This is a genomic window from Ancylomarina subtilis, assembly GCF_004217115.1.
GTDB classification, from domain to species: domain Bacteria; phylum Bacteroidota; class Bacteroidia; order Bacteroidales; family Marinifilaceae; genus Ancylomarina; species Ancylomarina subtilis.
In genome coordinates this window covers 1,779,075-1,804,376 of sequence record NZ_SHKN01000001.1, presented here as the reverse complement: position 1 = coordinate 1,804,376, position 25,302 = coordinate 1,779,075, and the positions used below count along the sequence as shown (strand labels likewise).

The following is a 25,302-nucleotide window of genomic DNA, read 5'->3' as shown; positions in this document are numbered from 1 at the left end:
AATTTGATTTTTCGATCTCAGAATGAGGAGACCTACTGGAATTCATTTGCAATATTACACAATAACTTGTTAAAACACAAAAAAAAGTGTGCCATAATCTGATTATTGACTTTTGTGCATCGTATTAATTTATAAAGCATTACTTAATTCGTCAAGTTTGCTTTTTTTCTTACTCAGTTGTTTCTTTTTTAAGCAAGTGATTTATAGTTGTTTGTGCTATGGATAAGGGTTTGTGGATATTTGTTGAAGTCGTTATCTTTTTTTTATTCTAAATTAGCTAATAAGGTGAAAATTATAGGTTTGTGATTTTGATTTTCACAATAAAATCTATTTCTTTAAGATAGCTAGTTGAAATTATGAGATAGTTTTTAACCGAAGCCCTAAATCCCCTAACCGAATATGAGACAGTTAAAAATCACGAAGCAAGTTACAAATAGAGAAACACCATCTTTAGACAGATACTTGCAAGAAATTGGCAAAGTTGATCTTGTTACTGCAGAAGAGGAAGTCGCCCTTGCTAGACAAATTAAAAAAGGAAGTAAAACTGCTCTCAATCGATTAATTAAAGCGAATTTGAGGTTTGTAGTTTCTGTTTCGAAGCAATATCAAAATCAGGGGCTGAGTTTGTCTGATTTAATTAATGAAGGCAATTTAGGTTTAATAAAGGCAGCCCAGAGATTTGATGAAACCCGTGGATTTAAGTTTATTTCTTATGCCGTATGGTGGATTCGTCAATCCTTATTGCAAGCACTGGCAGAACAGTCTCGTATTGTTCGATTACCCCTCAATAAGATTGGTTCGATAAATAAAATTAGCAAAACTCTGGCTCAGCTTGAGCAGGAATATCAGCGAGAACCTTCTCCTGATGAGATTGCTAATGTTTTGGATATGAGTCCCAAAGATGTGAAGGAAGCGATTAAGGCTTCGGGGCGCCAGATTTCGATGGATGCACCAATCAATTCGGAAGAAGATAATACCTTGTATGATATTCTTTTAAGTACCGATGAAGTGGGACCTGATAAGACTTTATTGAGAGATTCCCTGATTATTGAGATTGAACGTTCTTTGTCAACTTTATCCAATAGAGAAGCCACAATTATCCGGATGTATTTTGGTTTAAAGGGGAATCCTCCTTGCTCGCTTGAAGAAATTGGTAAGGAGTTTGATCTGACTCGCGAACGTGTACGTCAGATCAAAGAAAAGGCCATTAGGAAAATGAAATCGACTTTCCGATCGAAGATTCTCAAAACCTATCTGGGTTAGATTAGTTAGAAGTTAAATAAAGATTTTTACGAAGCGTACTGTTTTCAACAATGCATGTACGCTTTTTTTGTTGATCAAATTTTCAGGCAAAAAGTAATTTAGAAAGATAAGTTGAGCGATTTCTTATATCTTTGCAGCAAAACAATTAAAAGCCCCTTAAACAGATGCAAACATTAATATCTCCCTCATTATTAGCGGCCGATTTCATGAATTTGAAAGCCGATGTTGAAATGGTAAACAAGAGTGAAGCCGATTGGTTTCATCTTGATATTATGGACGGCGTTTTCGTTCCAAATATTTCCTATGGACTTCCAGTGGTTGAGCAAATCAGCAAGATTGCAACCAAACCTCTTGATGTTCATTTGATGATTGTTGATCCAGATCGTTATATCGAGGCTTTCAAAAAGGCTGGTTCTGATCTTTTAACGGTTCATTACGAAGCTTGCACCCACTTACACCGCACGGTTCAGAATATTCATTCTCACGGTATGAAAGCAGGGGTTTCTCTTAATCCGCACACGCCTGTTTCTGTTCTTGAAGATATCATTCAGGATATCGATTTGGTTCTTTTGATGAGTGTGAATCCTGGTTTTGGAGGACAAAGTTTTATTGAGAATACCTATTCAAAAATTGAGAAACTGAAAGCCTTAGTCGCTGAAAAAAAGACAGAGCTTATCATTGAAATTGATGGCGGTGTGAATCTGGAGACGGGTAAAAAATTGGTTGAAGCCGGAGCTGATGCTTTGGTTGCTGGTAGTTTTGTTTTCAATTCGGAGAATCCAACACAAACAATTGCTGATTTAAAGCAATTATAGGTTGTATTTGAAACAAAAAATAAAAGAACGCCCGATCTGGATAGGATCGGGCGTTCTCTTTTTTATTCTGATTTGTAAACGTAATCTTGCAAGTAGCTAAAGGTTGGCGTGAGCTGTCCATCCTTTGTAATACAGGCTTTTTCGATGATGTCATCGTCGGTGTCTCCTAAAAGAGCAGGAAAGACGTGTTCGGAAAGAGCCTGACAAAAATCATCCGATGATTCCCGAGGCAATTCTCCTGGCAGATTATCCACAGCCATCACCGTTACATTTCTTTTGTCGACAAATGGGATTGCCTCTTCTCCTGTAAACCGATCGTAGCCATAAAATGAATTGGCAATGGTTGAAGTCCTTATCGTAGAGGGAATAGGTCCGTTTAAATCACAACTGACATCGGCGATTACAGAAATTCGGAAATCCTCCTCTTTATAATCTTCAGGAGTCATAAACTTTGGCGATTCCGGATCCCAATAATGGCAGGTTATAAGCAGGTCTGTTACCTTAGTAAATGGTTTAAAACTGGATTTATACATTTGAGGGTGCGCGTAAAAGTGCTTTAAATCAAACGCTTCCCCGTCTATTCTCTCAACGTAGTGTTCCGGATCCAAACGGCAAACCACAGGTTCATTAAAATCCTGATTAAGAAATTCATGTGGGGTAACTTCACGAATATTCAATACCTGTATTGTTTGCATAGCTCCTTTGGCCACACGTCCTCCACCAGTAACCAATATTTTAATGGGGCGCAATTGTACTTTTCTCAGGTGAGCATACATCTCATCCATATTTTCGCACGTTCGGGCAGGAGGTAAGTCAAAGGAATCGGTCCGCATACCTCGTGCACGTAATGCTTTGTAAGCACCGACTACACCAGCCCAGTAACCAAAGGCGACAACTCGCTTGCCATTGGGGTCGCAAAGATATTCGTAATCGATGAGCGTGATATTGCGTTTTAAAATCTCCTGAAGGAGTTTCCTGTTATGAGCTTGTTCTTTGGCGGTATGAGAGAAGAAGAGGTATCTTTTGTTGGGGATAAGGGTCGGAATACTGACTTCTTTAACCCCAATAAGGATATCACATTCGCGTAAGTCTTCTGTTAAAAAGAAACCGGCTTTTCGGTATTCTGCATCGGTATAGCAGCGGATATCACTGGGTTGAATAAAGATGCTTATGTTGGGATGTGATTTTAAAATGTTCAGGCCTTGCTGAGGCGTAATAGCAACTCGTCTGTCTGGTGGGGTCTTGGTTTCCCGAAGTACCCCAATGCGTGTGGGTCTAATCATGTGTTGTGTATATGGCTTAATTTTTAGGTTAGAAAATCAAATTTTGGGGATGATTTTCATTCAGGATCACCAATTTAGTGATAATTGATAAGTTTTCGAAGAAAAAATAAGCTTAATCCAGTTGAATTTTCTAGCTTTGTACAAATTCTGGGGCTGACGTGGCTTTTGACAGCATGAAGAATTGGTATGTAAGCATGTCGAGCATTGTGTATCTGGCTCGTTAATATCAGGTCTCACACTTTTTAATTGGCGAAAATAACTACGCTCTTGCTGCCTAACCGAATTACAGTAGGTTAAGCTTCATCATCGCTCTAGGAGCGAAGACGAGACATCCCGCTTATGGTTACACCTTGTTCCGGTAAGTATATGGGATGCTATCAATTCAGGGTTAGCTGGCTTCAAGCTTTGGGGAGTTGGTGAAATTTAAAAGATAAGGTTTAGTCTCGGGTGTCCTTTCCCAAACTAGATTCGAAAATTAAGAACGGAATAAGCATGTAGAAAGCTTATTGATCGCATGTTTGGACCAGGGTTCGATCCCCTGCAGCTCCACCAGAACACGCTCAAGCGAGCAATGAGAAATGCCCAGATCATTATGATTTGGGCATTTTTTTTAAGTTGAAAATGTCTTTTCGTCTATCTCTTAGATTATTAACGCTACCAAATTGATTGAGTTCCCTTAATAAGTCGATATCAACATCAGCAATCAAAATCATTTCGGTATTGGTAACAGCTTCAGCTTTAATGCCATTGGCAGGGAAAGAAAAGTCACAAGGTGTAAAAACCATCGATTGGGCAAATTGAATATCCATATTATGAACGTTAGGCAAATTCCCTACGCTGCCTGCTATGGCAACATAGCATTCATTTTCAATGGCTCTTGATTGTGCACAATGTCGAACTCTGGAATAGCCATTTTGTGTGTCTGACAGAAAAGGGACAAATAGAATATCCATGCCATCATCAGCTAAAAGTCTGCTTAATTCGGGGAATTCAACATCATAACATATCAGAATCCCGATTTTTCCGCAATCCGTATCGAATGTTTTTAACTGATTACCGCCTTGCATGCCCCATATTTTTGCTTCGTCTGGTGTGACGTGTAGCTTTTCATAACTTTCAGTCGTGCCATCTCTTTTGCATAAATAGCCACAGTTATATAGAAAACCATCTTTCATCTCCGGCATACTTCCCGTTATGATATTGATATTGTATGTAATAGCTAATTCTGAGAATTTCTGAACGATATCTGCCGTATGCTTTGCTAGTTCTCTGATTGCTTCCGATTCAGGAAGATGATTGTTTTCTGCCATCAAGGGGGCATTGAAAAATTCAGGGAAAAGTGCAAAGTCAGCACGGTAGCCCGAAACTGCATCTACAAAATATTCGGCCTGTTGCATTAACTCTTCAAAATTGTTGTACGGACGCATCTGCCACTGAATTAATCCCAAACGGATGTTTTTTTTCAAAGTGGCAGCCTTTTTTGAATGCTTTTGGTAATAAATATTATCCCATTCAAGAAGGACAGCAAACTCATTCGATGCTTCATCCCCTTCGAGATAACTTTTCAAAACTTTTGAGGGATGAAAATCGTTTGAAATCTGAAAGTTCAGAACAGGGTCGTTTATTTCCTTTCGTTTCACCTGTTCAATATATTCTTTGGGAGAAATCTTATCCGAATACTTGTGATAGTTTGGTATTCTGCCTCCAAAAGCAATACCCCTCAAGTTGAGACGTTCGCACAATTCCTTTCTGTAATCGTAGAGTCTTCTGCCAAGTCTTAGGCCACGATATTCTGACTTTATAAAGATTTCAATCCCATACAAAACATCCCCTTCTGAAGTGTGCGTGTTAAAGGTGTAATTCCCTGTTATTTTGCTGTAAGTATGGTCTTCATCATATTTGGCGTAGTCCACAATTATCGATAATGCACAACCTGCTAATTGATTATTGACTTTTATAACAACCTGTCCTTCCGGAAATTTTTTTATTAAAGACTTGATATGATTTTCGGACCAATATGAATTTGGCATGTTTGGATATGCCTCAATCATAGCGCGCTTCAATTCCTGATAATCATTTAGGGTTAAAAATTGCAATTCGATATTCTCTATATCTTTTATCATCTTTTTTCAATTAAGAACAAATTTTAAAGGTCGCTTTGATGAATTTCTATTCAATTAAAATTAATCAATTTACTCTAAGAGTTTGACATTGAGTTGTATTAATTTACGATTTTAAAAAAGAGGTTTTGATTTAGGGAAAAGGGAGATTGGATTTATATTATCTATTAAATGGCTTTGATTTTAGTTTCATTTTCCTCTGAGAACTTTAAATTTTCGGATCCAAGTGTTTATATTTTACGTCTGAGGCTTTCTGTGCATTTAAATAGTTCTACTATCTTTGTTGATTAATCAAGACTTAATAAATAGAAGATGCGTACAGACAAAATAGGGAGGTTGAAAGTCAAAAGATGGCAGGAGTTTTGGGTAACAACTTTTTGGCGTTATCCTAATCGTTTGTTTGCCCTAAAGGCAGCTATTGCCATGGCTGTTTTGGTTATTCCCTTTGTCGCTTTAAATCTTTCGTTTATTGGTGTAACTCTTGGCTTGGGAGCATTAGCCGGAGCTCTTTCTGAAACCGATGATCATCCTAAGGGGAGAATAAAAGCTTTAATATTATGTCTGATTAGTTTTGCTATATCAAGTGCATCCGTAGAGTTATTACGTCCTTATCCTATTCTGTTTGGGGTGGGATTGGTGGGCTCAACATTGACCTTTATCATTCTTGGAGGTTTGGGCGAACGCTACCGGGGCGTTACTTTCGGGGCTTTATTGGTCGCTATATACACCATGCTGGGATCTGATATCAGTCCTCAATGGTATTGGCAACCTCTTTTGTTACCTGCGGGTGCTCTTTGTTACGGGATTCTTTCTTTATTGCTGCTGGTTTCCAACCCTTGGCGATTATTGGAAGAACAATTGGCGCTGGGATTTGAAAACCTATCGCTTTATATGAAAGAAAAGTCAAGACTTTTCCCTAGTGAAGCCAAAGTTCAGGAGAAGCTGATCAATCGCTTGTCCATGCAAAACATACAGGTGATTAATTCTTTGGAGAGCTGCAAAAATGTGTTGAATTCTTATGCTGACGCTTTGCAATATCCCAATGCCCTTCGTCCGTATTTACATCAATTTTTGTTGTTGCAAAGCCTTCACGAAAGAGCAGCTTCGAGTCACGAACGATACGATTTATTGAGTAAGGACTCTGATAATCATGAGATGATTGAGGGATTGGGGCAACTTCTGTTACAATTGTCGCAGGCTTGCCATCAGCTCTCGAAAAGCTTACTAACAGGAACGGCTTATCAGCATCCGGTTTCATTAAAATGGACGATAGCAGCCCTAGATGATCAAATTAAAAAACAATTATCGAATCATGAGACCAATAATTTGTCTCTCTTACTGAAAAATCTAACGCAGTCGCATATTTCTTTACAGAATCTGAATTATAATGTCGAAACGGGTTTGCTTCCCCGTGTTGACCGTGATTCCCGTTCGCTATGGGAGCGCTTTACAGAGCAACTCAATTGGGAGCATCCTCGTTTGCGTTATGCCATTCGATTAAGCACCTGCTTCCTGATAGGTTATATTCTTTTGAGATGGTTAAATATTGAGAAAGGGGATTGGATATTGCTGACCAGTTTATTTGTGTGCCAACCCAGTTACAGTGAAACCCGCAGACGTTTATTTCAAAGAATACTTGGGACTCTCAGTGGCGTGGTGGCTGGTGTATTAATTGTTCAGATTTTGCCAACAAAGGCGGGACAAACCCTACTTATGCTAACGGCTGCCTATGCTTTTTTTGTTTGGCTTCGCAAGAACTATGCAGTTTCGGTTGTCTTTGTTACCATATTCGTTATCGCAGCATTTAATCTGATAGCGGGTAAAGGGCTTATTGTTATGGGGCCTCGAATTATGGATACCATTATTGGTTCTGTTCTGGCAATAGCCGTTGTTCGTGTTTTATGGCCCGATTGGCAACACAAACATCTACCAAACTTGTTGACAAAAGCTCTGGAAAAAAACAAGGTTTATTTCAGTTCCATTCTGAAGGAACATCGGGAGCATCAAGTCGACGATTTGAATTACCGAATTGCAAGACATCGGGCTCATCAGGCTGACAATGCTCTGGTTTTGGCCTGGAAGAGTATGAAACTGGAACCTAAAAAACAACAGAAATTCCAGAAACATGCTTTTTCCTTAACCTATCTCAACCATGCCCTCTTATCATATCTTTCGGCTTTGGGGGCTCATAAGAATACGACTGATTATATTAGCAAAGAGCAAAGGGAAATGTATTTGAGAATTGAGAGCGTATTGGATCGAGCTGTCAGAGCATTAAAGGAAAACGAACCTTGCGACCCTTCAATTGGCTTGCATGACTTCCTGAATGAATTGTCGATTCTACTCACGTCCTGTGAAAAAGGGGTTGAGCGACAAAAACTTGTATTGCTTTATAATATTGCTGAGGTAAGCGAACAATTGCTACGAGAAGCAAGCCTCATCACTAAAGAAAACAAATCCTGAGAAAACAAATCTTACGGCTAAGTCTTATTTATACAGAGGTAATGTTGCTACGACTCATTGGTGTTTGGGGTTGTAAGTTTTCCATGCTTTCAACTTTTTACACTTTGAATCGGACATTAAGCCTAGTAACATTAAAGCAATTGATAGTCCAAAGAGAAAGCCTTGAATAAAATCAGGAATTGATATGAATTGCTTTAAAGTGAGACCTAGACTCAGGCATAAAAGTCCAATGATGATTTTTGTATTCATGGTGGTATGATTGTAAGTGTTATTATTAATTAGTTAGCTTAATGGGCTTAAAGGGATTATGCTTTTTGATGGTGCACCAGACTATAAATAGAGTTCCGATCACAACCAGACTGACCGATAAGCCTTCGCAGAAGCCCAGTTGAAAATCCGTTAATTTGTCATCGAAAATCCGACTCATCGACAGGATGAAGTTTCCAATGAATATGCATGACAACAAAGCGATGCGTAATCCATTCTTCATCCTTTTATCTTTTTTTCTCAATTTCATAATACGAAATTCATTTGTTTGATATACTGAGCTATTCTTTTTGTGGTAAGATGATCTAGACTGTTTTTATTCCCCTTCAATTTCAGCAATCAGGCTTAGAGCGTTATCCCGAAGTGGTTTATATTTAAAATACCAAATAGTTAAGCCAATCATAACAGCAATAAACATGGCACCCAGAAAATAGATTTGAACTTTTATAAAGGAGAAGCCAATGGATTTATTTAAGCACAAGCCTGCATCCATAAACAAAACAGCAATAAAGGGCCAAATGCTTTTTACCTGAACAGGTTGATATCTGTAAGCTGCATTTTTCAGCATCTTAAGGGTAGGGAGTGAATAATCGGCATACTTGTATTCCTTATGGTATATCCCGAAAAAGATAGCGAATATGAAAAATGAGATCACATAACATAGTCCACCAATTAGGTCATTAATTTCGCCAGATTCCCTGTAATGATTGATAGCTAAAAAGGTGTAGAGTGGAATGAAAATCCAATACACAATTTGAAGACCTCTGCTCAGTCTTGCATATTTGGCATCTTCTTTTTGGAGTTTGCCCACTAACTGATCGAGATTGACGTTTTTATTTCTTCTAAAGTTCATGATTACCTCCTGTCAGTTTGGTTTTGAGTTGTGCTTTAATTCTGTGGATTTTAACTTTTACGTTGGGTTCACTAATACCAATCACATCGGCAATTTCTTTCATGCTGAGGCCTTCTAGCATAAGCGATATTAAAGCCTTATCGATGACCGAGAGCATATTCAGTTCGCTTTGTAGCAGATTGAATTGGCTTTCCTCCTTTTGTTTTTCAGCCAGACCCTCATCGTCGATAATGGAGGAGAGGTTTTGTGTATCGGTATTGACAATCAGCTTCATTTGCTTGTAGCTTTTGCCTGTAAAACTTAGCGAGGTATTTACGGCAACCCGGTAAACCCAGGTACTGATAGCCGAATCGCCCCGGAAATTATCCAGACTCTTCCAAATATTCACCAACACCTCCTGGTACATATCTTTCTGATCCTCGGTATTCGAATTGTAGTAGCGGCAGATCCTTTGTATCCGCTCACTATTTTCCGATAGTATCTGATTAAAATGCTCTTCTTTTTTCAATGTATAAGTTTTTGTTCTCATCTATTTAGTAAGGGAGAATAAAGATAGTTACATTATTTATTTCCTTTTTTTCAAAAAAAAGTGTCTTCTATCTTATTCATAAAAAAACACCTTTTGTGTTTGTACAAGAGATGTTTTTGTTATTCAACTGATTAAGATGTTTATCTGAAGATAGATTTGAGTTGACTATTTTTTAGTTTTTGGCCTTAAATTTTCAAGAATTTTAGCATCCACCCAATAAATGTCTGAATTGCCATTCTGAGGCATTTCGGAGAATTTATTTAGAAACTCCACGCTTAAAGATTTTGGATGGTTTTGCTTAGCTAATGGTTTTGTTGCCATATAGAAGATATACTTTTTGTCAGGAGAGATATAGAAAGACCAGCCGGTTCCCTTTGGCGTATTAATCTCAGAGCTCAATGCAAGAGGTTCTTGCCAGGTATCATCTTCGTTTCTAAAAACAATATAGTAGTGTACACCTCTGTAATCTTTTTCAACACCCACAGCAGGCACAACCACAAAGCTTTCGTCGGGTGACACATAGGCATTAAAACGATTCGTGCCGCAATTAATTTGCTGAGGTAATTTCTCAGGAGTGCTGTATTTGCCATCCACAAGGTGTTATCGGTATATATTGCTGATTCGGCCTTCCAGTTCGTTTCTGGTGAAATAAAGCGTCCCATCTTTTGTGAGTGATGGGAAAAAATCCCCGCCTTCGAAATTGACAGGTGCGCCCAGATTATAAGGTTCTCCCCATGTGTCGTTTTTTCTGTCAACGACCCAGATATCTTCAGCAACTGGTTCTTTGCTTCCATCCTTTGGTCGGTCCGATACGAAAAACAATTTCTGACCATCGTAGCTCAATGCGGGTTCCAAATATTTATAACGTGAATCGGTTGCGAAGGGTACAATTTCAGGTTTTGTCCAACTGCCATTTACCAATTTGGAACAAACGATTATGGCATACTGAAACCTGGCTGTGTGCATAGTGAAATACATCTCCTTTCCATCGGGGGATATGGCGACATCTCGGTTGGCCAGGCCATTGGATATAATATTAGGCGCAAAAAGTTCAGGGCTTAGTCCAGGCAGTTTTTGTCCCATATAGGATCCTTTTAGTACAGGGAAAGTCTCCAAATTGCTTTGTGCGAACGTGGAATTAAAGATTGCCAGCAAGCTTAATATCAGTAGGGTCTTTTTCATGTCAGTAATAGCTTTTAGTCGTGTATAATGGTTTGACTTGAAGGCTAATTTAATAAAAGTTCTGACCTTATCTTAAATAAAAAAGTGCTGTTACATCTTTTTAAAAGTTGTAACAGCACTTATTTGTTAATCTTGTATCAAAATCTTCTTAGAACTCTAATTTTATTGCAAAATCAACCGAAACCTTTTTCCCTCTTTGCGAGCCTGGTTTCCATTGTTCCATTTCCTTAGCTATAATTTTCGCAGCTCTTGCAGTCGTTTCTGATGTTTTATCCAATAGCTGAATGTTTGTAACATTTCCTTTGGTATCAACAGTAAAACCAACAGTTGCTTTTCCTTCTAACTTTTTGCCAAATTTAGCCTTAAGTTTACGTTTCTGCTTTTTTACATACTGAGCTAATCCGTAACGACCTTGCTTATATTCTGGCATAGATTCAACAATAAAAAAAACGGGTTTGTCTGAATTTTCGTCAAATTCAGGAGCTGGTGGTGGAGGAGGAGGAACATCTCCGGCATTCTCCATCTCTTTTGAATCGATTGATATGACTTCTCGTTGTAATACAATCTTAAAATCAAGATCTGTTTTATCTTGAAAAAATTCGACTTGGTTCTCGATAGTTTTATAACCTACATATGAAACAACAAGTGACCACTCTTTATCTTCAAGCACTTCTAACTTAAAAGTACCATCTTTATCAGCAACAGTTCCTGTTGTAGTACCTCTAAGTACAATAGAAGCACCAGGCATAGGATTTCCTTTGTCATCTTTTACTGTACCTTTTACTTTAATAGGCGTACTTTTTTCTGATTTGGTATAATCTGTGCTATTGATTGGTTTTAACATTTCGCTACCCGAATTATTAGATCCAATTATTTCGCCTTTTTTGTTTTTAACAACAAAAGGAACTTTAGAATCACTTACATTAAAATAAGCTTCCCCATCAAGAGTTACCTCTCTTTTATCTTCAGTAAACTTAACAGGGTAGGTGAAAGTGGTTCCACCCATAATCGTTACTACAGTTCCATCAGGAAGCGTATGTTCCAATTCTTTATTTTCTGGAATTTTAACTGTTTTGGTCTTTTCTTGTGTTTGCATTTTGTAATCCGGCTGAGCAAAAGCCATTAATAGAAGTGCCAATACAGGTACTCCCCATATCATTCGAAACAATTTACGTTTCGATGTCTTTTCTTTTGTCATCATCTTAAATCGGTTTAGGCCGAGGGACGAATTAAAGTGATTGGCCAAACCAATTACTTGTGTCCCCATTAGCCGGTTAATTAATAATGCCTGATACCTGACAGGTGAATGGCCCAGGGATAATACACCTTTGTCGGCCAGGTATTCATGGTTTTGTTTAATTGCTCGTTCAAAGAACCATATAAATGGATTGAACCAGAAAAATACTGTTAACAGCTCTATAATGAACAGATCGATCCAATGACGCTCCTGAATGTGCACTTTTTCATGAGTTAAGATGTCATATATTTCGTCCTGTTTAAAATATTCAGGATTGATTAATATGCGATTGAAAAACGAAAATGGTGAATTGAATTCCTTGTTTTCGTAAATCAAACAATCGTAAATTTTTTTAGGTTTTGATTGGGTAATAATCAGCATCGGTTTTCTGCATTGTATCAGTAAGCGTAGCAATACTATTGCAGCTCCAATGCTATATATTATAAGTAAAACACCCAATAAGCTAATACCATTTGAATTTTGAACATCATTTGGTGTGTTCGCAATATCACGATTAAAAACGCCGCTATAGTCACTTAAAGCAGGCGATGAAGGAGTTTGTACTAATACTTGATATTGAATGGGAACCAATGCTAATAGGACTGCAACCATTAGGCTTATCAGTAGAAAAAGACGGTTAGCTTTAAAATGAGTAGATTGTCTTAAAAGTAGCCAGTAAAGCGCATAGAATAGAGCTATACCGATTGAAGCGCGAATTAATATTTCTAATAATACTTCCATCGTTTTAATTTTTTTCTTGATCTTTCTTCATTTCCTTCTCGGCTTCTTTCAGAACTTTTTCCAAATCGGAAATGTCCATATCGTTTTCTTTAGCAAAAAAGCTAGCCAATTTAGGGAACGATCCGCCAAAGTAGTTTCCCAATAGAGAGGTGACCTGGAATTTGGTATACTCAGATTTGCTGATTGTAGCTGTAAATAGTTTAGAATTTCCAATTTTACGATGCGAAACAAAACCTTTTTTTTCTAATACAGTTAAAACGGTTGCAATGGTCGTATAGGCAGGTTTTGATCCTTCAAATTCTGCAAGTATATCCTTAACAATAGCTTCGCGCAATTTCCAGATTATTTGCATGATTTGTTCTTCCGCTTTTGTCAATGATTTTACGTTCATAGAGTTTTTGAATATTAATTTATACAACAAATATAATCGTTTTTTTTAAACTCTACTATGTTTGTAGTAATTATTACTATAAAAGTAGTAATAGTTACTATAGATGTAGTATGGTGATTCTTTGGAAGTCGCCAAACACCATGTGTATAGCCTTTTATTCCGTAATTTGCGATTTGTTTTTTGTAATAGCCAACATGCCCACATTTTACTATATTTGTTTTTCACTAAAAATTGATAAAAATGAAATATAGTTTATTAGCCATTGTATGTGCCTTTTTATTTTCTTGCTCAAGTGGGCCTGAGAAAGATTTCTCGACTATAAATGAGAAACAAATTACCGATTATATAAAGACCAATAAGCTGGAAGCAATAAAGTGTGAGTCTGGTTTGTATTATGTGATTGATGAGGCAGGCGAGGGTGTTCAACCCACAAGTGCATCCACTGTTCAGGTAGCCTATAGAGGGCATTATTTAGATGGTGAAGTTTTCGACGAGAGTAGTGAAAGAGGCATCTCTTTCCCATTAAATAGAGTTATAAAAGGATGGACAGAAGGTATCACCTATTTTAAAGAAGGCGGAAAAGGAATGCTTTTGGTTCCTTCTCACTTAGGCTATGGACCCTATGATACAAGAGGCATTCCAGGTGGCTCTGTTTTAATCTTCGATATTCATTTGATAGAAGTCAAGAAGTAAATAAGCTACTCCGCTAGTGCGAGCATGTAGCTCGTACTCTGAGAAGCAGAAATGGAAACAAAATAGAAACCCAAGCCTTAAAGCTTGGGTTTTTTCATTAAAAAACAGTGTAGCCTACTCCGAAGGGTAAAAGTGCACGAGGGATTTGCCCCAAACCCCTAAAGGGGCTTATAGTTACTACTTTGTAAAATTCCCTTTTGATTGCGGGGGAGGGCATTTTAACACTTACATAATCGATTTTACTAATAAATATTCTCATTCTACCCTTCGCAAAGTCCATTTTACACTCACAGAATGAATTCTACCGTCTGATTAATCAATTTTACCAAGTACAATGTCCATATTACGCTTGCAGAATGAATTCCTCCAACTGATGTAATGGGTAAATAACAAAATGAACCCAAACTCAACGAGTTTGGGTTTTCTCATTAAAAAATTCTTGCGCCAATATTAAGGCAGAAAAGGCAATTTACCCCAAGAGGTAAACTGCCTTTATCATCTTTTGGTCGGACCGACTTTATTTTTTCTTCTGAAGGAGATAGTCAAGTGAAAATTTACGGCTACCTACAACAAATACAACCAAGTAAATAAGCAGGTAAAGTAGGGCAAATTCCTTTTTTGCAAAAGGATCATCAGCGTGAATCATAAAAACAGCCACTAGCATGGTAATGATGAGAGGAATAGAAGCCAAACGCGTTAACAGACCCAATCCAATTAGAATGGAACATAGAACCTCTGCAAAAACAGTAAGTGCCAAAGAGAAAGTGGCGCCCAATCCGAATGGGTCGGCAAATTGAATCTCATTGCCCGAAAATAGGAGGTTAAGCTTTCCCAAGCCATGTGTTAGCATGAAGGCTGCAATGCTTACTCTCAATATAAGGCTTAAGAAGTCTAAGTAGTTGTCGTTTGTTCCTGTATGTAATAATCGTTTCATACTTATGAATATTTGATGGTTTTATAAAAAGCAATAGATTTTATATATGCAAATTTAAGACATAGGAGGAGCTAGTAGCTTAATGAATTGTTAAATCCCTAAAAAAAACACTTTCAACTCTTTTTTTTATTTGATAAGTCGTATCATGACCTGTGTTGGAAACAGAACCTGCGGGCAGGCTTGTTTGAACAAGGCTATATTTTAAATGCAAGATTTTTCATTTGTATGTGTTATTAGTGTTGAGACAAAATCAATTGTTTCAACACCTGTTTTATCAAGCTAGTCCTCTAATAAATCATTTTTGAAAACGTAATCTTTATAGCTCACCTTATAAAGGATGCTATAGAATGATGGAATAAATACCAAGGTAATGATGGTTCCGAACAGAAGTCCAATCATGATTGATGCTGCCATAGGTTCCCACATGAGTCCACCGCCTAAATACAAAGGAATTAAACCCAGCGAAGTTGTGAAAGTGGTCAATAGAATAGGACGAAAGCGTTGCAAACAGGCTGCTATTACTGCATCCTGAGGCGTTCGTTTTAATTCATTTATCTCAATTTCAATTCTGTCGATGAGTACGATGGCATTGTTGATGACAATACCTGCCAGAGAAATCACCCCCAGGAAGGCCATAAATCCAAAGTAGGAGCGAAGCACAATCAATCCAATAACCACACCAATCACACCCAATGGAATGGTACTGACAACCATCAGTGTTTTTCGGAACGAATTGAACTGAATAACCAAGAGAAGCAGAATAATGAAGGCGGATAGTGGCAAATAATCAATCACAGCCCCCATATTTTCAGAGGTTCTCTTGCTGTCACCACCCAATTCGTAGACATAACCTTCCGGCCAATTTTGTGTTTGTTCGTCGAGCCATGGATTAAGCTCTGCCATTATATCTGAAGCATTCCCGTATTCATTAAGCTCACTTGAAACGTTGATGCTTCGAATCAGATTTAAGCGCTTGATTTTGGCATATTGCCATTGAGGCACAATAGAAGCAAGCTGCGAAAGTGGCACACTTCGTCCTGATTTTTGTGCGAAAACATTCATGGTTTCGATTGACTCATAAGTCTGTTCCTGATTCGAAAATCCTCTCAGTAGAATCGGAATGTTTTTATCATTTTCGCGATATTCCCCGGTTTTGAATCCATCCAATACTGTTTTAAGTGAGGTGGCAATATCCTGATTGGTTATGCCTGCCATTTGTGCATTGTTTTGATTGATATCGATGATGAATTTTTTTGTTTTGGGCCCCCAGTCATCTTTCACATTTTTTGTTCCCTTTATGACAGAGAGTCTTGATTTGATTTGCTCCGATAATACCGAGAGGATATCGGGATCTTTTCCTGAAATTTTAATCTCGATGGGAGTTCCGCCACCGCCTGCAGCCAATGGACCAACCTTAATATCGGCATTGGGAAAGTGGGAAAAACAGTAGTCGTCCAGCCGGGTAATCATCTCATTGTTGACTTGAAATGTGCTGGTGTTGACGAGGATATGGGCGTAACTCGAGTTCGCTTCATCCTGCGAATATCCTAAATCGTATGATTTAGGTCCCTGACCGATGAAGGATGACCAATCGGCAATGCCCTCTGATCGGGATTCGTTCACCAATAGACTATCGGCAATAAAGCTTTCTATTTTTTTAACGACGGTTTCAGTTTTTTCGATTTTTGTACCTAAAGGTAAATTGATATTGATGGTGATCATATTACGATCGCTATCAGGAAAGAAGTCGAAAGGAACCAGTCCAAAACCGAAGAGTGACAGAAAAAATAGGGCAAATATGCCTATAATGACGCTGCGTTTGAAATCCAGAGCCAGCAAGATAAGTGATTTGTAATACAATTTTAAGGTATCAAACATGCGATCCATTAAACCGGGCTTTCTTTCTCCCTTGGGTTTAACCTTTAAGAAAAGGTAGCACAGCATCGTAATAATAGTTAGGGATACGATCCATGAGGAAAGTAAAGCCAACGTAATTACCACGAAAATAGGTCCCATAATGTCGCCCATAACCGAGTCGGCCAGGAAGAAGGATAGAAAAGCAACCGAGGTTGTTAGTGTTGATATTAAAAGGGGGATCAGGAGTTCAGAACAGGAAGAAATGGCTGCCTCCTTAACGGCAATTCCCTTTTCCATTTTCACCATGATGGATTCGGAAACCACAATGGCATTGTCTACCATCATTCCCAGAGCCATAATCAGTGCTGCAAGGGTTACCTGGTTTAGTCCCATGTTGATAAGGCCCATTAGCATCAATGTCATAATGGTGACAAGAGGAATTAAACTGGCAACAATCAGTCCGGTTCTTAATCCAAGAAATATCAGCATCACAACCAAAACAATCACAATGGATTGAATCAGATTACCAATAAAATTCCCAATGCTCTTGTTGACAAAGGTATCTAGTGAAGAGAGTCTCTGAACCTTTAATCCAATAGGGAGTTCCTGATTCCATTTGTTTATAACTTTGTCCACTTCTTCGCCAAGTTTGATAATGTTGGCACCATCAATCAGCGAAATTGCTAATGAAATAGCAGGCTTTCCATTCACATGTACAATGGAATTAGCAGGCTCGATATAGGCTTTTCGGATGCTCGTAATATCGCGAAGCTGCACCACTTGTTTACCATCGCCAACTGGAATCAGGGTGTTTCGGATGTCCTCAAGCGAGTTGTAGTTCCCGGTTGGTTCCAGTATGATTTTCTCATCTTCAAGATTAACTTCACCACCAGAATCAAGTATATTGGTGGAGGCAATCACATTTTGAAGAGAGGTTGAAGTTAAACCATATTCTTTTAGTTGGGATTCATCAAATTCGATAAACACCCGTTCTGCTTGGGCACCACCAAACTCAACTTTGGCAGCATCATCCAGTTTAATCAGATCATCGCGAAGATCGTCAGCAAAATCCTTCATTTCGGTATAGGAATAGCCATCGCTAATCAGGCCTACAATAATGCCATAAACAACACCAATATCATCGTCGTTCAAATCAGGCTTAACACCTTTAGGCAAGTCGCGTATGCCATCGAGTTTACGTCTGAGTTTATCCCAAATGTTTTGAAGCTGTTCGGGTCCGACTTCGTCTTTTAGTGTGACTGTAACAACGGATAGTCCCGTTCTTGAGGTGCTGTTTATCTCTTTAACTTCAGGTATCTCCTGTGTTTTTTTTTCGATTTTATCGGTGACTAAAAGTTCGACGCGTTCGGGGCTTGCTCCAGGAAAGGAGGAGACAATTGTTGCAACTCTAACCGTATAGGGAGGCATACTGTCTCTGGGTAATGATTTGTATAAAGCTAATCCCATGATCACCACTACAGCAAGCAGTGTGAAAGTAATTCGGCTTTTTTCAATGGCGAATTTTGTCAGATTCATATGTGCTGATTTAATGTGTTGATATTATTTAAGACTAACTTTTTGTCCATCGAGCAGGGTTTGCAATCCTGCAGTGGCAACAATTTGTCCGGATTTGAGTCCGCTTTTCACTTCGAAGCCGGCAGGAGACAGATCTCCAAGTGTAAAATGTTGTTTTTTAATGATACCCACCGCATTGTTTTCTTTTTCGATGAGATATACAAACTTACCTTTGCTGTCTTCACCTACAGCAGAAATTGGCACGATTAAAACTTCTTGATTATCGGACTTTGGAAAGGTGAAGGTGATGTTAGCAGCCATTCCCGATTTTATTTCGGATGTTTCCCCCGAAAGCTTGATACGTACGGGATATGTTGCGGTTCCGCTCTCAATAGAAGGCGCTATTTCGTTGACAATACCATTAAATACTTTGCCTTGAAGCGCAGGAAACTTAGCAGTGATTTTCATACCCTTATGCACGCGGTTGATCACATTTTCCGGCAAACCCAGGCTGATTTCCATGAAGCTGCCAGCGTTTAAAACTGCAATAAGGCTACCTGCCCCGACATTTTCGTTATTCTCCACATTCTTTGAAGCAATCACACCGTCAGCTGGGGCGTAAATGATACCGTAACCCACCTGTTTTTTCTGTATTTCAACGGTTCGTTTAGCTGATTCGTAGTTGGCTTCGGCTGAGGCAAATGAGGATTTTGCATTCTCGTAATCGCTAAGCGATGCACTTCCCTTTTCAAAAAGAGTTTTGGTTCTCTCTAAAGTAGAGGTGCTTGTGTTTAGATTGGCTTTGGCACTGTTTAAGGCTGAAAGAGATTGTTCTAAAGACAAACGAGCTTCAGAATTATCGATTTGAGCCAATAAATCGCCTTTATGAACTTTTTGTCCGGCAGCAATATTCAATGTGGTTAGGATACCACTGGTTCTGAAACTTAGGTTAATTTCCTTGTCAGACCTGGCCGTTCCATTAAATGATCTAACCTGACCGATACCTGAATAGCTCACCTCGGCATATTTCACCGGGCGTAATTTCTCTTTTTGTACGGGCTCTTTTTTGTTGGAACAGGCTGTTTCCAATAGTAAAACTGAAAGGATTAAGATGTGATATATTGGTTTCATATGCTTATATGTTTAAAGTTTTATCGAACAATTTTTTCTTTAACACGATTGATAAAAGCCTGATTTTCTTCTTCGGAATGGAGAATAAAGAAGTACGACATGATTCTCTCAAGTTGCAAAATGCTTAACTGAAAATTATAGGTCGCATTGGCTTGTTGCTGCTGAGCCTGAAAATAGGCCTGTTGGGAATCAATTAAAGAGGTAATACCTATGGCTCCGTTGGAGTAGGAAACCTGCATCAATTCAAGACTTTCTTTGGCGGCCTCGGTTGAGACTTGCGAAAGTTCGATGCTGGAATACTGACTTAGTATGGATAAAATCATATCGTTCACATTTTTCTTGATCGAAACGATTGCTTCATCTTTCTGAAAATTCAATTGTTCCCGTTGAATAAATGATTTTTGGCGGTTTATATTTCTCTGGTTTTTCTGAAAGATGGGAAGAGTCACCTGTACACCCAGATTGTAATAGCCATCAGGAGCTCCTGAAAATCCAATTGGATATGTCGAACCTTTACCATCTCGGGTGAAGGTGTGATTGTATTGCCCTTGAAAACCCACTGTTGGTAAAAATTTGCTTCGCTGATATAAGGTTTCCAATCGTTTTGTTGCGCTAATGTTGTATTGCAATGCTTTTAATTCATGCGCATTCTCAATTGCGAGTTCTTCCACAAAATGAGTGAATTTTTCCCTTAGGAAAGGATCGTCTAAGAGGTTGAAAAATTTCCAGTGTTCTCTTTTTGTTCGACCTAGCTCATTTTCTTCCGTATTGAACACATCAATTTTTAAGCCAATGGGATTGTTAAGGATTTGATTCAATTCATTGAAGGACTGATTCAGTGAGGTGTACCCGTTTACAATACTCTGTGTTGCTCGAGCCAATTCACTTTTCCATCTTAATACATCAGATTTCCCGGTTTGTCCGGCATCATATTTTTGTTGAGCGATTTCATAGTTCTTACGGGTTACTCTTAAGTTTTCATCGTTTATTAAGAAGTTTGCCTTGGCAATAAGTGCGCTGTAGTAGGCTATCCCGGCATCCAGAATCGCATTTTTTTCGCTGGAATTATAGGATTCTTTTGTTGCTTTTTCAAGCTCTTTCTGAATCTTGATATTGGCACTTGCCTGTTCTGAAAAAATAACCTGTTCGAGTTTAATATTACCGGATGTGCTGTATTCCGGGTTCGATCCATTCGAAACTTCTGCCAAATCGGGATCGATATGTGTTCCGCTAGCTGAAGCCGAGAGATTTGGGAGGTATTCGCTTTTAGAAAGTTTAACTTCCTCTGCTGACAATTCAATATTTTTCTGTTCAGCTTTTAAGTTGAGATTTTGTTCCAATACCTGATGCATGACATCGGGCAGACTGTATCTCTTTTGAGACGAAAGGCGTTTGGCATTCCCCACGATATTTGTCTGTAATAGAAAACTGTATTTTAGTGGAAAATTGATTTGAAATGCCGTTTCGATATTCAAGGATAGTTTTGAGTCAATATCCAAATAAATAGGCAGGTGGGACAGATTATCCCCATTCACAGCCGCTTCAATATTCAAGGCAATACGTCTGAAAAATTGATCTAGATTGTTTACCGGTTGTGATGTCAGTAAAATGCCACAATCAGAAAAGTATTTATCTATAGAGGTGAATGTTGGTAGCTTCTTGTCATTAAATTTTTGAACCAAAGCAATCTGTTCATTCTTAGTGAAGAAAATGCCACCAGACAAATAGATGGCATCCAGGGATTCCAATTGTCCATCAAGATCGGAAACCTGATTGATGGGAATCAAAATATAGTCAGAGTCAATATCCTTGAAGACCTCATCCAGTGTATTTTTTACCGGGTAAATGTCAGTGAGGTATTTATCCAGAACAATCCCAATTTTCTGATAAGGGAATATTTCTTTGAATTGCAGGAGATCTCTTTTGTAGGATTGTGGTGTTAGTATATAGGTCAGGTTAGGCGTGTTCGAAGTCACCTGTCCTTCGGGGAAGGTGATAAAATCATCGTTAATTGCACCAAATAAAATGACAGGCTTGGGAAAGGTCTTGTTTTTTGCAATTACAAAGTTGTTTACCGAACCAAAAGAAAGAATCAGATCCACATCCTTAGATTCGAGCATATTTTGGTAATTATTTTTTGCTTTTTCAAGGTTCAAATCATTCAACAAGACGAAAGAATCTTTAAATACAATATTGGCAGATTGCCCTACAACTGATTTGATTTCCTCTTTAAGTTGTTTGAGTAGTAGAATGGTTTCCGGGATTTGTTTATCGCCCAAAATTGCGATGTGGTAATCTTTCTGTTGCTGTCCTAAACTGGCAATTGATGAAAACAACAGAATGAGAAGGATGATTTTGTTCTTCATGTTTGGATACATTTAGAAATATGAACAGGACTATCGATAGTATTTGGCCCTTTTCGAGAAGCCTCGTCTTATTAAATAAGAAGCGTTTTGAAATTTATTAAAATACTGCTATCTAATATAGTGAAAAAAAGAAAGAAAGTGAGAAGGCAAGAAATGGGATTGAAATGGCTTCTTAAAGGAAGTGATTTTAGAGGTTCAAATATTTTTACTTAGAAGCCTTTGTTAGGAATTAAATCTTCACAAATGTCATTATTCAGCATCGATTGAGGGCGATAATTTAGTAATAAATAGTTCCTAAGAATGCGATTATAAAGCCTTTGAGTTTATGCTTCCATTAAGTTTTTCTATCTTTGCACATTAAAATTTAAAAATAACAAGCTTTGGCAAGACTTTTAGCAATTGATTACGGTAGAAAAAGAGTGGGGTTAGCTGTTAGCGATCCAATGCAAATCATTGCAAACGGTTTGGATACAGTCCATGCTAAAGATGTTTTGGATTATCTTCAAAAGTATATGGAAACTGAAGAGGTTGAGTGTATTGTTGTAGGTCACCCCAAACAATTGAATAACGAGGATAGCGAATCGATGAAATATTTGAAACCTTTTCTGGGGCAGTTGAAGAAGCGATTTCCGGATATGCCTATCGAAATGGTGGATGAACGTTTTACATCCAAGCTGGCTTTTCAGACGATGATAGATGGAGGGATGACCAAGAAACAACGTCAGAATAAGGCAGTTATCGATAAGATTAGTGCGACCATCATACTTCAGTCGTATATGGAAGCCAGAAGGAATATGTTTTAATTAAATTACAAATTGATTGATCTCAATCAATCTTAAGCAATAAAGAATGATTTTACCCATTACAATTTACGGGCATCCGGTATTAAGAAAAGTAGCAAAGGATATTGATAAGGATTATCCGGATTTGGAGAAATTTATGGCAGATATGTGGCAAACCATGTATTTTGCAGATGGTGTTGGTTTGGCTGCACCTCAGGTTGGGCGTTCAATTCGTATGTTTGTTATCGATTGTTCAACTTTTGCTGATGAGGAGCCAGAGTTGGAAGGTTTCAAAAAGATGTTTATCAATGCAAAGATTACCGAGCGCACAGGCGAGGAGTGGAGCATGTCAGAAGGTTGTCTGAGTATTCCAGGATTGAACGAAGATGTTGTGCGCCCTGAAAGCATAAAGATTGAGTATTACGATGAAAACTGGGAGTTTCACGAAGAAGAATATTCCGGTTTTGCGGCTCGCGTTATTCAACACGAGTACGATCACCTGGATGGTATCATGTTTACCGATCATTGTTCTCCTTTACGTAAGCGTCTTTTAAAATCGAAGCTGACAGGTATTTCAAAAGGGAAGTTTAGTGCAAAATATCGATTCAATTTGGCAAAATAAGGCCGATAAAAAATAAAGTCTTCATCTTAAGTGTTTAAGCATTAGGTGTTGATGAACTGATTGTAAAATCCTATGACTCATTTGAGTCATAGGATTTTTTTTTGATTCATACAGAATGTTTCAGTAATTTGTAATGTTACAAACCTAAAAGTATCTTATGTCTTTCAGGGAGTTTCTACATCAGGTGCCTTTTTTGCGCTTATTGCTACCACTTACCTTGGGCACTGTTTTGGCAGAGTTTTTTTTACTGCCAGATTATCTAATATTCATTTTTATAGCCTTTGCTTTTGTTGGTTTGTGTTTATTCCAATTGATACCCGTTTTTCGTAAATCTTATGCTTATTTCTATGTCTTTGGTCTTTTTATCTTTTTACTGATTTTTAGTTTTGGTCAGTTTCGAGTTAACCAGATCAACTCTGCAATGCAATTATATAACACTGACTCCATCTCATCTTTTAAAGGAAAATTGAAGCGTAGCCCCGATGAAAAAGCAAATTCATTGGCCTGTGTTATTGAATTGGATGCTGTAAATAAAAGGGGTGTTTGGGAAAGGGAAAGAGTTCTGGTACTCCTGTATTTGGCTAAAGATTCTTTGTCAAGATCGTTGAAGTTTGGTGATCAAATTTTGGTTTCGTCCAAACTTAATCGTGTGAGAAATAGTGGTAATCCTAACGAGTTTGATTATGCTACTTATTTAAAACACCAGTCTATTTTGTATTCGTCTTATGCGTCGGGTAATCAGTGGTGTATAACAGAAAGAGATGAAGGTGTCAGTTTGAAAGGTCTGGCCTTGGGCTGGAGAGAAAAGTTATTGCGCATTTATAAAAGAACAGGTTTAAAGGATGAGGCCTATGAAATTTTAGCCGCACTAACTTTGGGGGCCAGAGAGGAAGTTTCAGATGATGTGAAACAGGTTTGGACTTCAGCCGGCGCTACGCATGTCCTGGCAGTTTCGGGCTTGCATGTAGGGATCATCTTTGGCATTATGCAATTTCTCTTTAGTTTTATGAAGGGCTCAAAAATAGGGCGTATTCTACGGGCTGTCATATTGATTATGAGTTTGTGGTTGTATGCTTTACTGACAGGTTTGTCGCCTTCGGTAATGCGTGCTGCTTGTATGTTCTCTATACTTGCCCTGGGATTAGCCATCAATCGAAAGGGAACCATTTACAATTCATTATCCGTATCTGCTTTTCTTTTACTGATCATAGACCCCTATGTTTTGTTTCAGGTGGGGTTCCAGTTTTCTTATTTGGCAGTTGTAAGTATCGTTTTCTTTCAGCCGAAATTTGAGGATTTATTTCAGTTTCACTCTTTTATTCCACGTTGGTCGTGGAAATTGTTTACCGTGTCAGTGGCAGCGCAGATTGGCACTTTCCCTTTAGCGGTTTTCTACTTTCATCAGTTTCCTACTTATTTTTTTCTGTCCAATTTTGTAATCATTCCTTTTGCCGGACTTTTAATTTATGGCTCCGTTTTCTTATTGATATTTTCAGAGGTCAATGTTTTATCTAAAGCATTATCCTTTCTTTTGCAGCATTTTGTTGAGTGGATTCATTGGTTGATTTATCAGATTCAGGCTTTGCCTGGTTCTCTCCTTGAGAAAATTACATTTTCACCTTTTCAAGTCATCCTTATATATGCCTTTATTATTGGACTGACTGTTTGTATTTGGTGGAACAGAAGAAGAGTTGTTCATTTTAGTCTGGTTTGCCTGATCGCTTTAAAACTAACATCATTATCAGCTCTATTTCTAAACCCCTCAACAGAAATGGTTGTATTTAATGCCCATAAGCATACTGTTGTTTGTCTTAGAGATCGACAGCAGCTTTTTGTTCTGAGTGATACAATTCTTAACGAAAAAATGAAGACGCGTTTGATCTATCCATATGCTATGGCTAGAGGTGTGAAGCATTATCAATACGATACATTAAAAGAAAATGATTGGCGTGTGATTGATGATCAGTTTATTGCAGTGCTTGGAACGTCTGCTTTAGGTGCGTCTGTTTCTGATTTACCCCTTGATTATATTATTCTACGCAATAATGCCTATAAAAGAGAGGAGCACTTACTAGCCCCTGTGAGTGGTGTGATTATTCGTGATGGATCCAATTATAGAGTAAGCACCAATGGTTTGAAAGCTGATATTTGGGATACCCAAAAGTTGGGAGCTTATATGGCTGAATTCAGTTACGATTAAGAAATAAGCATGAAAAGGGTTTGGCTTCTGAATCGTGTTTTTATAGGGTGTTGATTTT

Annotated in this window: 20 protein-coding genes and 1 other RNA gene; 8 read left to right on the top strand and 13 right to left on the bottom strand. The window is 38.2% G+C overall.

Annotated elements, in window-relative coordinates:
• Positions 1-399 precede the first annotated feature (399 nt).
• Both EV201_RS07320 and rpe read left to right on the top strand, forming a co-directional pair.
• Positions 400-1,263: a sigma-70 family RNA polymerase sigma factor gene (locus EV201_RS07320; protein ID WP_130306951.1), complete on the top strand. Its 864-nt coding sequence runs from the start codon at positions 400-402 to the stop codon at positions 1,261-1,263.
• 164 nt (positions 1,264-1,427) lie between these two features.
• Positions 1,428-2,078 carry a ribulose-phosphate 3-epimerase gene (rpe, locus tag EV201_RS07315; RefSeq protein ID WP_130306950.1) on the top strand — a complete coding sequence of 217 codons (651 nt, stop codon included), beginning with the start codon at positions 1,428-1,430 and terminating at the stop codon, positions 2,076-2,078.
• A gap of 62 nt (positions 2,079-2,140) precedes the next feature.
• Here rpe and EV201_RS07310 read toward each other — a convergent pair whose 3' ends face one another.
• Positions 2,141-3,361 (bottom strand): NAD(P)-dependent oxidoreductase, encoded by a 1,221-nt coding sequence (locus EV201_RS07310; RefSeq protein WP_130306949.1) that lies wholly within the window; start codon positions 3,359-3,361, stop codon positions 2,141-2,143.
• A 149-nt stretch (positions 3,362-3,510) separates the two neighbouring features.
• On the opposite strand from EV201_RS07310, the gene ssrA reads away from it, so the two are divergent.
• Positions 3,511-3,913: a transfer-messenger RNA gene (ssrA, locus tag EV201_RS07305) on the top strand.
• A gap of 38 nt (positions 3,914-3,951) precedes the next feature.
• On the opposite strand, the gene EV201_RS07300 is transcribed toward ssrA, so the two are convergent.
• Positions 3,952-5,484, bottom strand: a complete 1,533-nt coding sequence (locus EV201_RS07300) for a carbon-nitrogen hydrolase family protein (protein ID WP_130306948.1) — start codon at positions 5,482-5,484, stop codon at positions 3,952-3,954.
• 309 nt (positions 5,485-5,793) lie between these two features.
• Between EV201_RS07300 and yccS the strand changes: the two genes are divergently transcribed.
• Positions 5,794-7,944 (top strand): YccS family putative transporter, encoded by a 2,151-nt coding sequence (yccS, locus tag EV201_RS07295; RefSeq protein ID WP_130306947.1) that lies wholly within the window; start codon positions 5,794-5,796, stop codon positions 7,942-7,944.
• Between the two features lie 274 nt (positions 7,945-8,218).
• Here the strand turns inward: yccS and EV201_RS07290 are convergent, their stop codons facing one another.
• From EV201_RS07290 to EV201_RS07260, 7 genes are all read right to left on the bottom strand, one after another.
• Complete coding sequence (locus EV201_RS07290) at positions 8,219-8,434, bottom strand: hypothetical protein (RefSeq protein ID WP_130306946.1); 216 nt, start codon at positions 8,432-8,434, stop codon at positions 8,219-8,221.
• Between the two features lie 93 nt (positions 8,435-8,527).
• Complete coding sequence (locus EV201_RS07285) at positions 8,528-9,064, bottom strand: hypothetical protein (protein WP_130306945.1); 537 nt, start codon at positions 9,062-9,064, stop codon at positions 8,528-8,530.
• Positions 9,054-9,593: an RNA polymerase sigma factor gene (locus EV201_RS07280; protein ID WP_130306944.1), complete on the bottom strand. Its 540-nt coding sequence runs from the start codon at positions 9,591-9,593 to the stop codon at positions 9,054-9,056. Before EV201_RS07280 ends, EV201_RS07285 begins: the two co-directional genes overlap by 11 nt.
• Before the next feature lie 165 nt (positions 9,594-9,758).
• Positions 9,759-10,187: a hypothetical protein gene (locus tag EV201_RS07275; RefSeq protein WP_130306943.1), complete on the bottom strand. Its 429-nt coding sequence runs from the start codon at positions 10,185-10,187 to the stop codon at positions 9,759-9,761.
• A gap of 6 nt (positions 10,188-10,193) precedes the next feature.
• Positions 10,194-10,775: a TolB family protein gene (locus tag EV201_RS07270; protein ID WP_130306942.1), complete on the bottom strand. Its 582-nt coding sequence runs from the start codon at positions 10,773-10,775 to the stop codon at positions 10,194-10,196.
• A 148-nt stretch (positions 10,776-10,923) separates the two neighbouring features.
• Complete coding sequence (locus EV201_RS07265) at positions 10,924-12,753, bottom strand: carboxypeptidase-like regulatory domain-containing protein (RefSeq protein WP_130306941.1); 1,830 nt, start codon at positions 12,751-12,753, stop codon at positions 10,924-10,926.
• Positions 12,754-12,757: 4 nt separating this feature from the next.
• Entirely contained in the window at positions 12,758-13,144 is a 387-nt protein-coding gene (locus EV201_RS07260; protein WP_130306940.1) for a BlaI/MecI/CopY family transcriptional regulator, read from the bottom strand.
• Positions 13,145-13,384: 240 nt separating this feature from the next.
• Here EV201_RS07260 and EV201_RS07255 point away from each other — a divergent pair, with 240 nt between their 5' ends.
• Entirely contained in the window at positions 13,385-13,837 is a 453-nt protein-coding gene (locus EV201_RS07255) for an FKBP-type peptidyl-prolyl cis-trans isomerase (RefSeq protein ID WP_130306939.1), read from the top strand.
• Positions 13,838-14,354: 517 nt separating this feature from the next.
• Here the strand turns inward: EV201_RS07255 and EV201_RS07250 are convergent.
• The 4 genes from EV201_RS07250 to EV201_RS07235 form a co-directional block, all read right to left on the bottom strand.
• Positions 14,355-14,771 carry a DoxX family protein gene (locus EV201_RS07250; protein ID WP_130306938.1) on the bottom strand — a complete coding sequence of 139 codons (417 nt, stop codon included), beginning with the start codon at positions 14,769-14,771 and terminating at the stop codon, positions 14,355-14,357.
• Between the two features lie 279 nt (positions 14,772-15,050).
• Positions 15,051-18,164 carry an efflux RND transporter permease subunit gene (locus tag EV201_RS07245; RefSeq protein WP_130306937.1) on the bottom strand — a complete coding sequence of 1,038 codons (3,114 nt, stop codon included), beginning with the start codon at positions 18,162-18,164 and terminating at the stop codon, positions 15,051-15,053.
• Positions 18,165-18,188: 24 nt separating this feature from the next.
• Positions 18,189-19,274, bottom strand: coding sequence for an efflux RND transporter periplasmic adaptor subunit (locus EV201_RS07240; protein WP_130306936.1), 1,086 nt, complete (start codon positions 19,272-19,274; stop codon positions 18,189-18,191).
• Between the two features lie 20 nt (positions 19,275-19,294).
• Entirely contained in the window at positions 19,295-21,640 is a 2,346-nt protein-coding gene (locus EV201_RS07235; RefSeq protein ID WP_165389614.1) for a TolC family protein, read from the bottom strand.
• 380 nt (positions 21,641-22,020) lie between these two features.
• Here EV201_RS07235 and ruvX point away from each other — a divergent pair, with 380 nt between their 5' ends.
• The 3 genes from ruvX to EV201_RS07220 all read left to right on the top strand — a co-directional run bounded on the left by ruvX (position 22,021) and on the right by EV201_RS07220 (position 25,244).
• A complete protein-coding gene (gene ruvX, locus EV201_RS07230) occupies positions 22,021-22,443 on the top strand; it encodes a Holliday junction resolvase RuvX (RefSeq protein ID WP_129253318.1) in 423 nt (140 codons plus the stop codon).
• Positions 22,444-22,489: 46 nt separating this feature from the next.
• Complete coding sequence (gene def / locus EV201_RS07225; RefSeq protein WP_130306934.1) at positions 22,490-23,044, top strand: peptide deformylase; 555 nt, start codon at positions 22,490-22,492, stop codon at positions 23,042-23,044.
• Between the two features lie 157 nt (positions 23,045-23,201).
• The gene (locus EV201_RS07220; protein ID WP_130306933.1) at positions 23,202-25,244 is read left to right on the top strand and encodes a ComEC/Rec2 family competence protein; all 2,043 of its coding nucleotides are present in this window, start codon (positions 23,202-23,204) and stop codon (positions 25,242-25,244) included.
• Positions 25,245-25,302 lie beyond the last annotated feature (58 nt).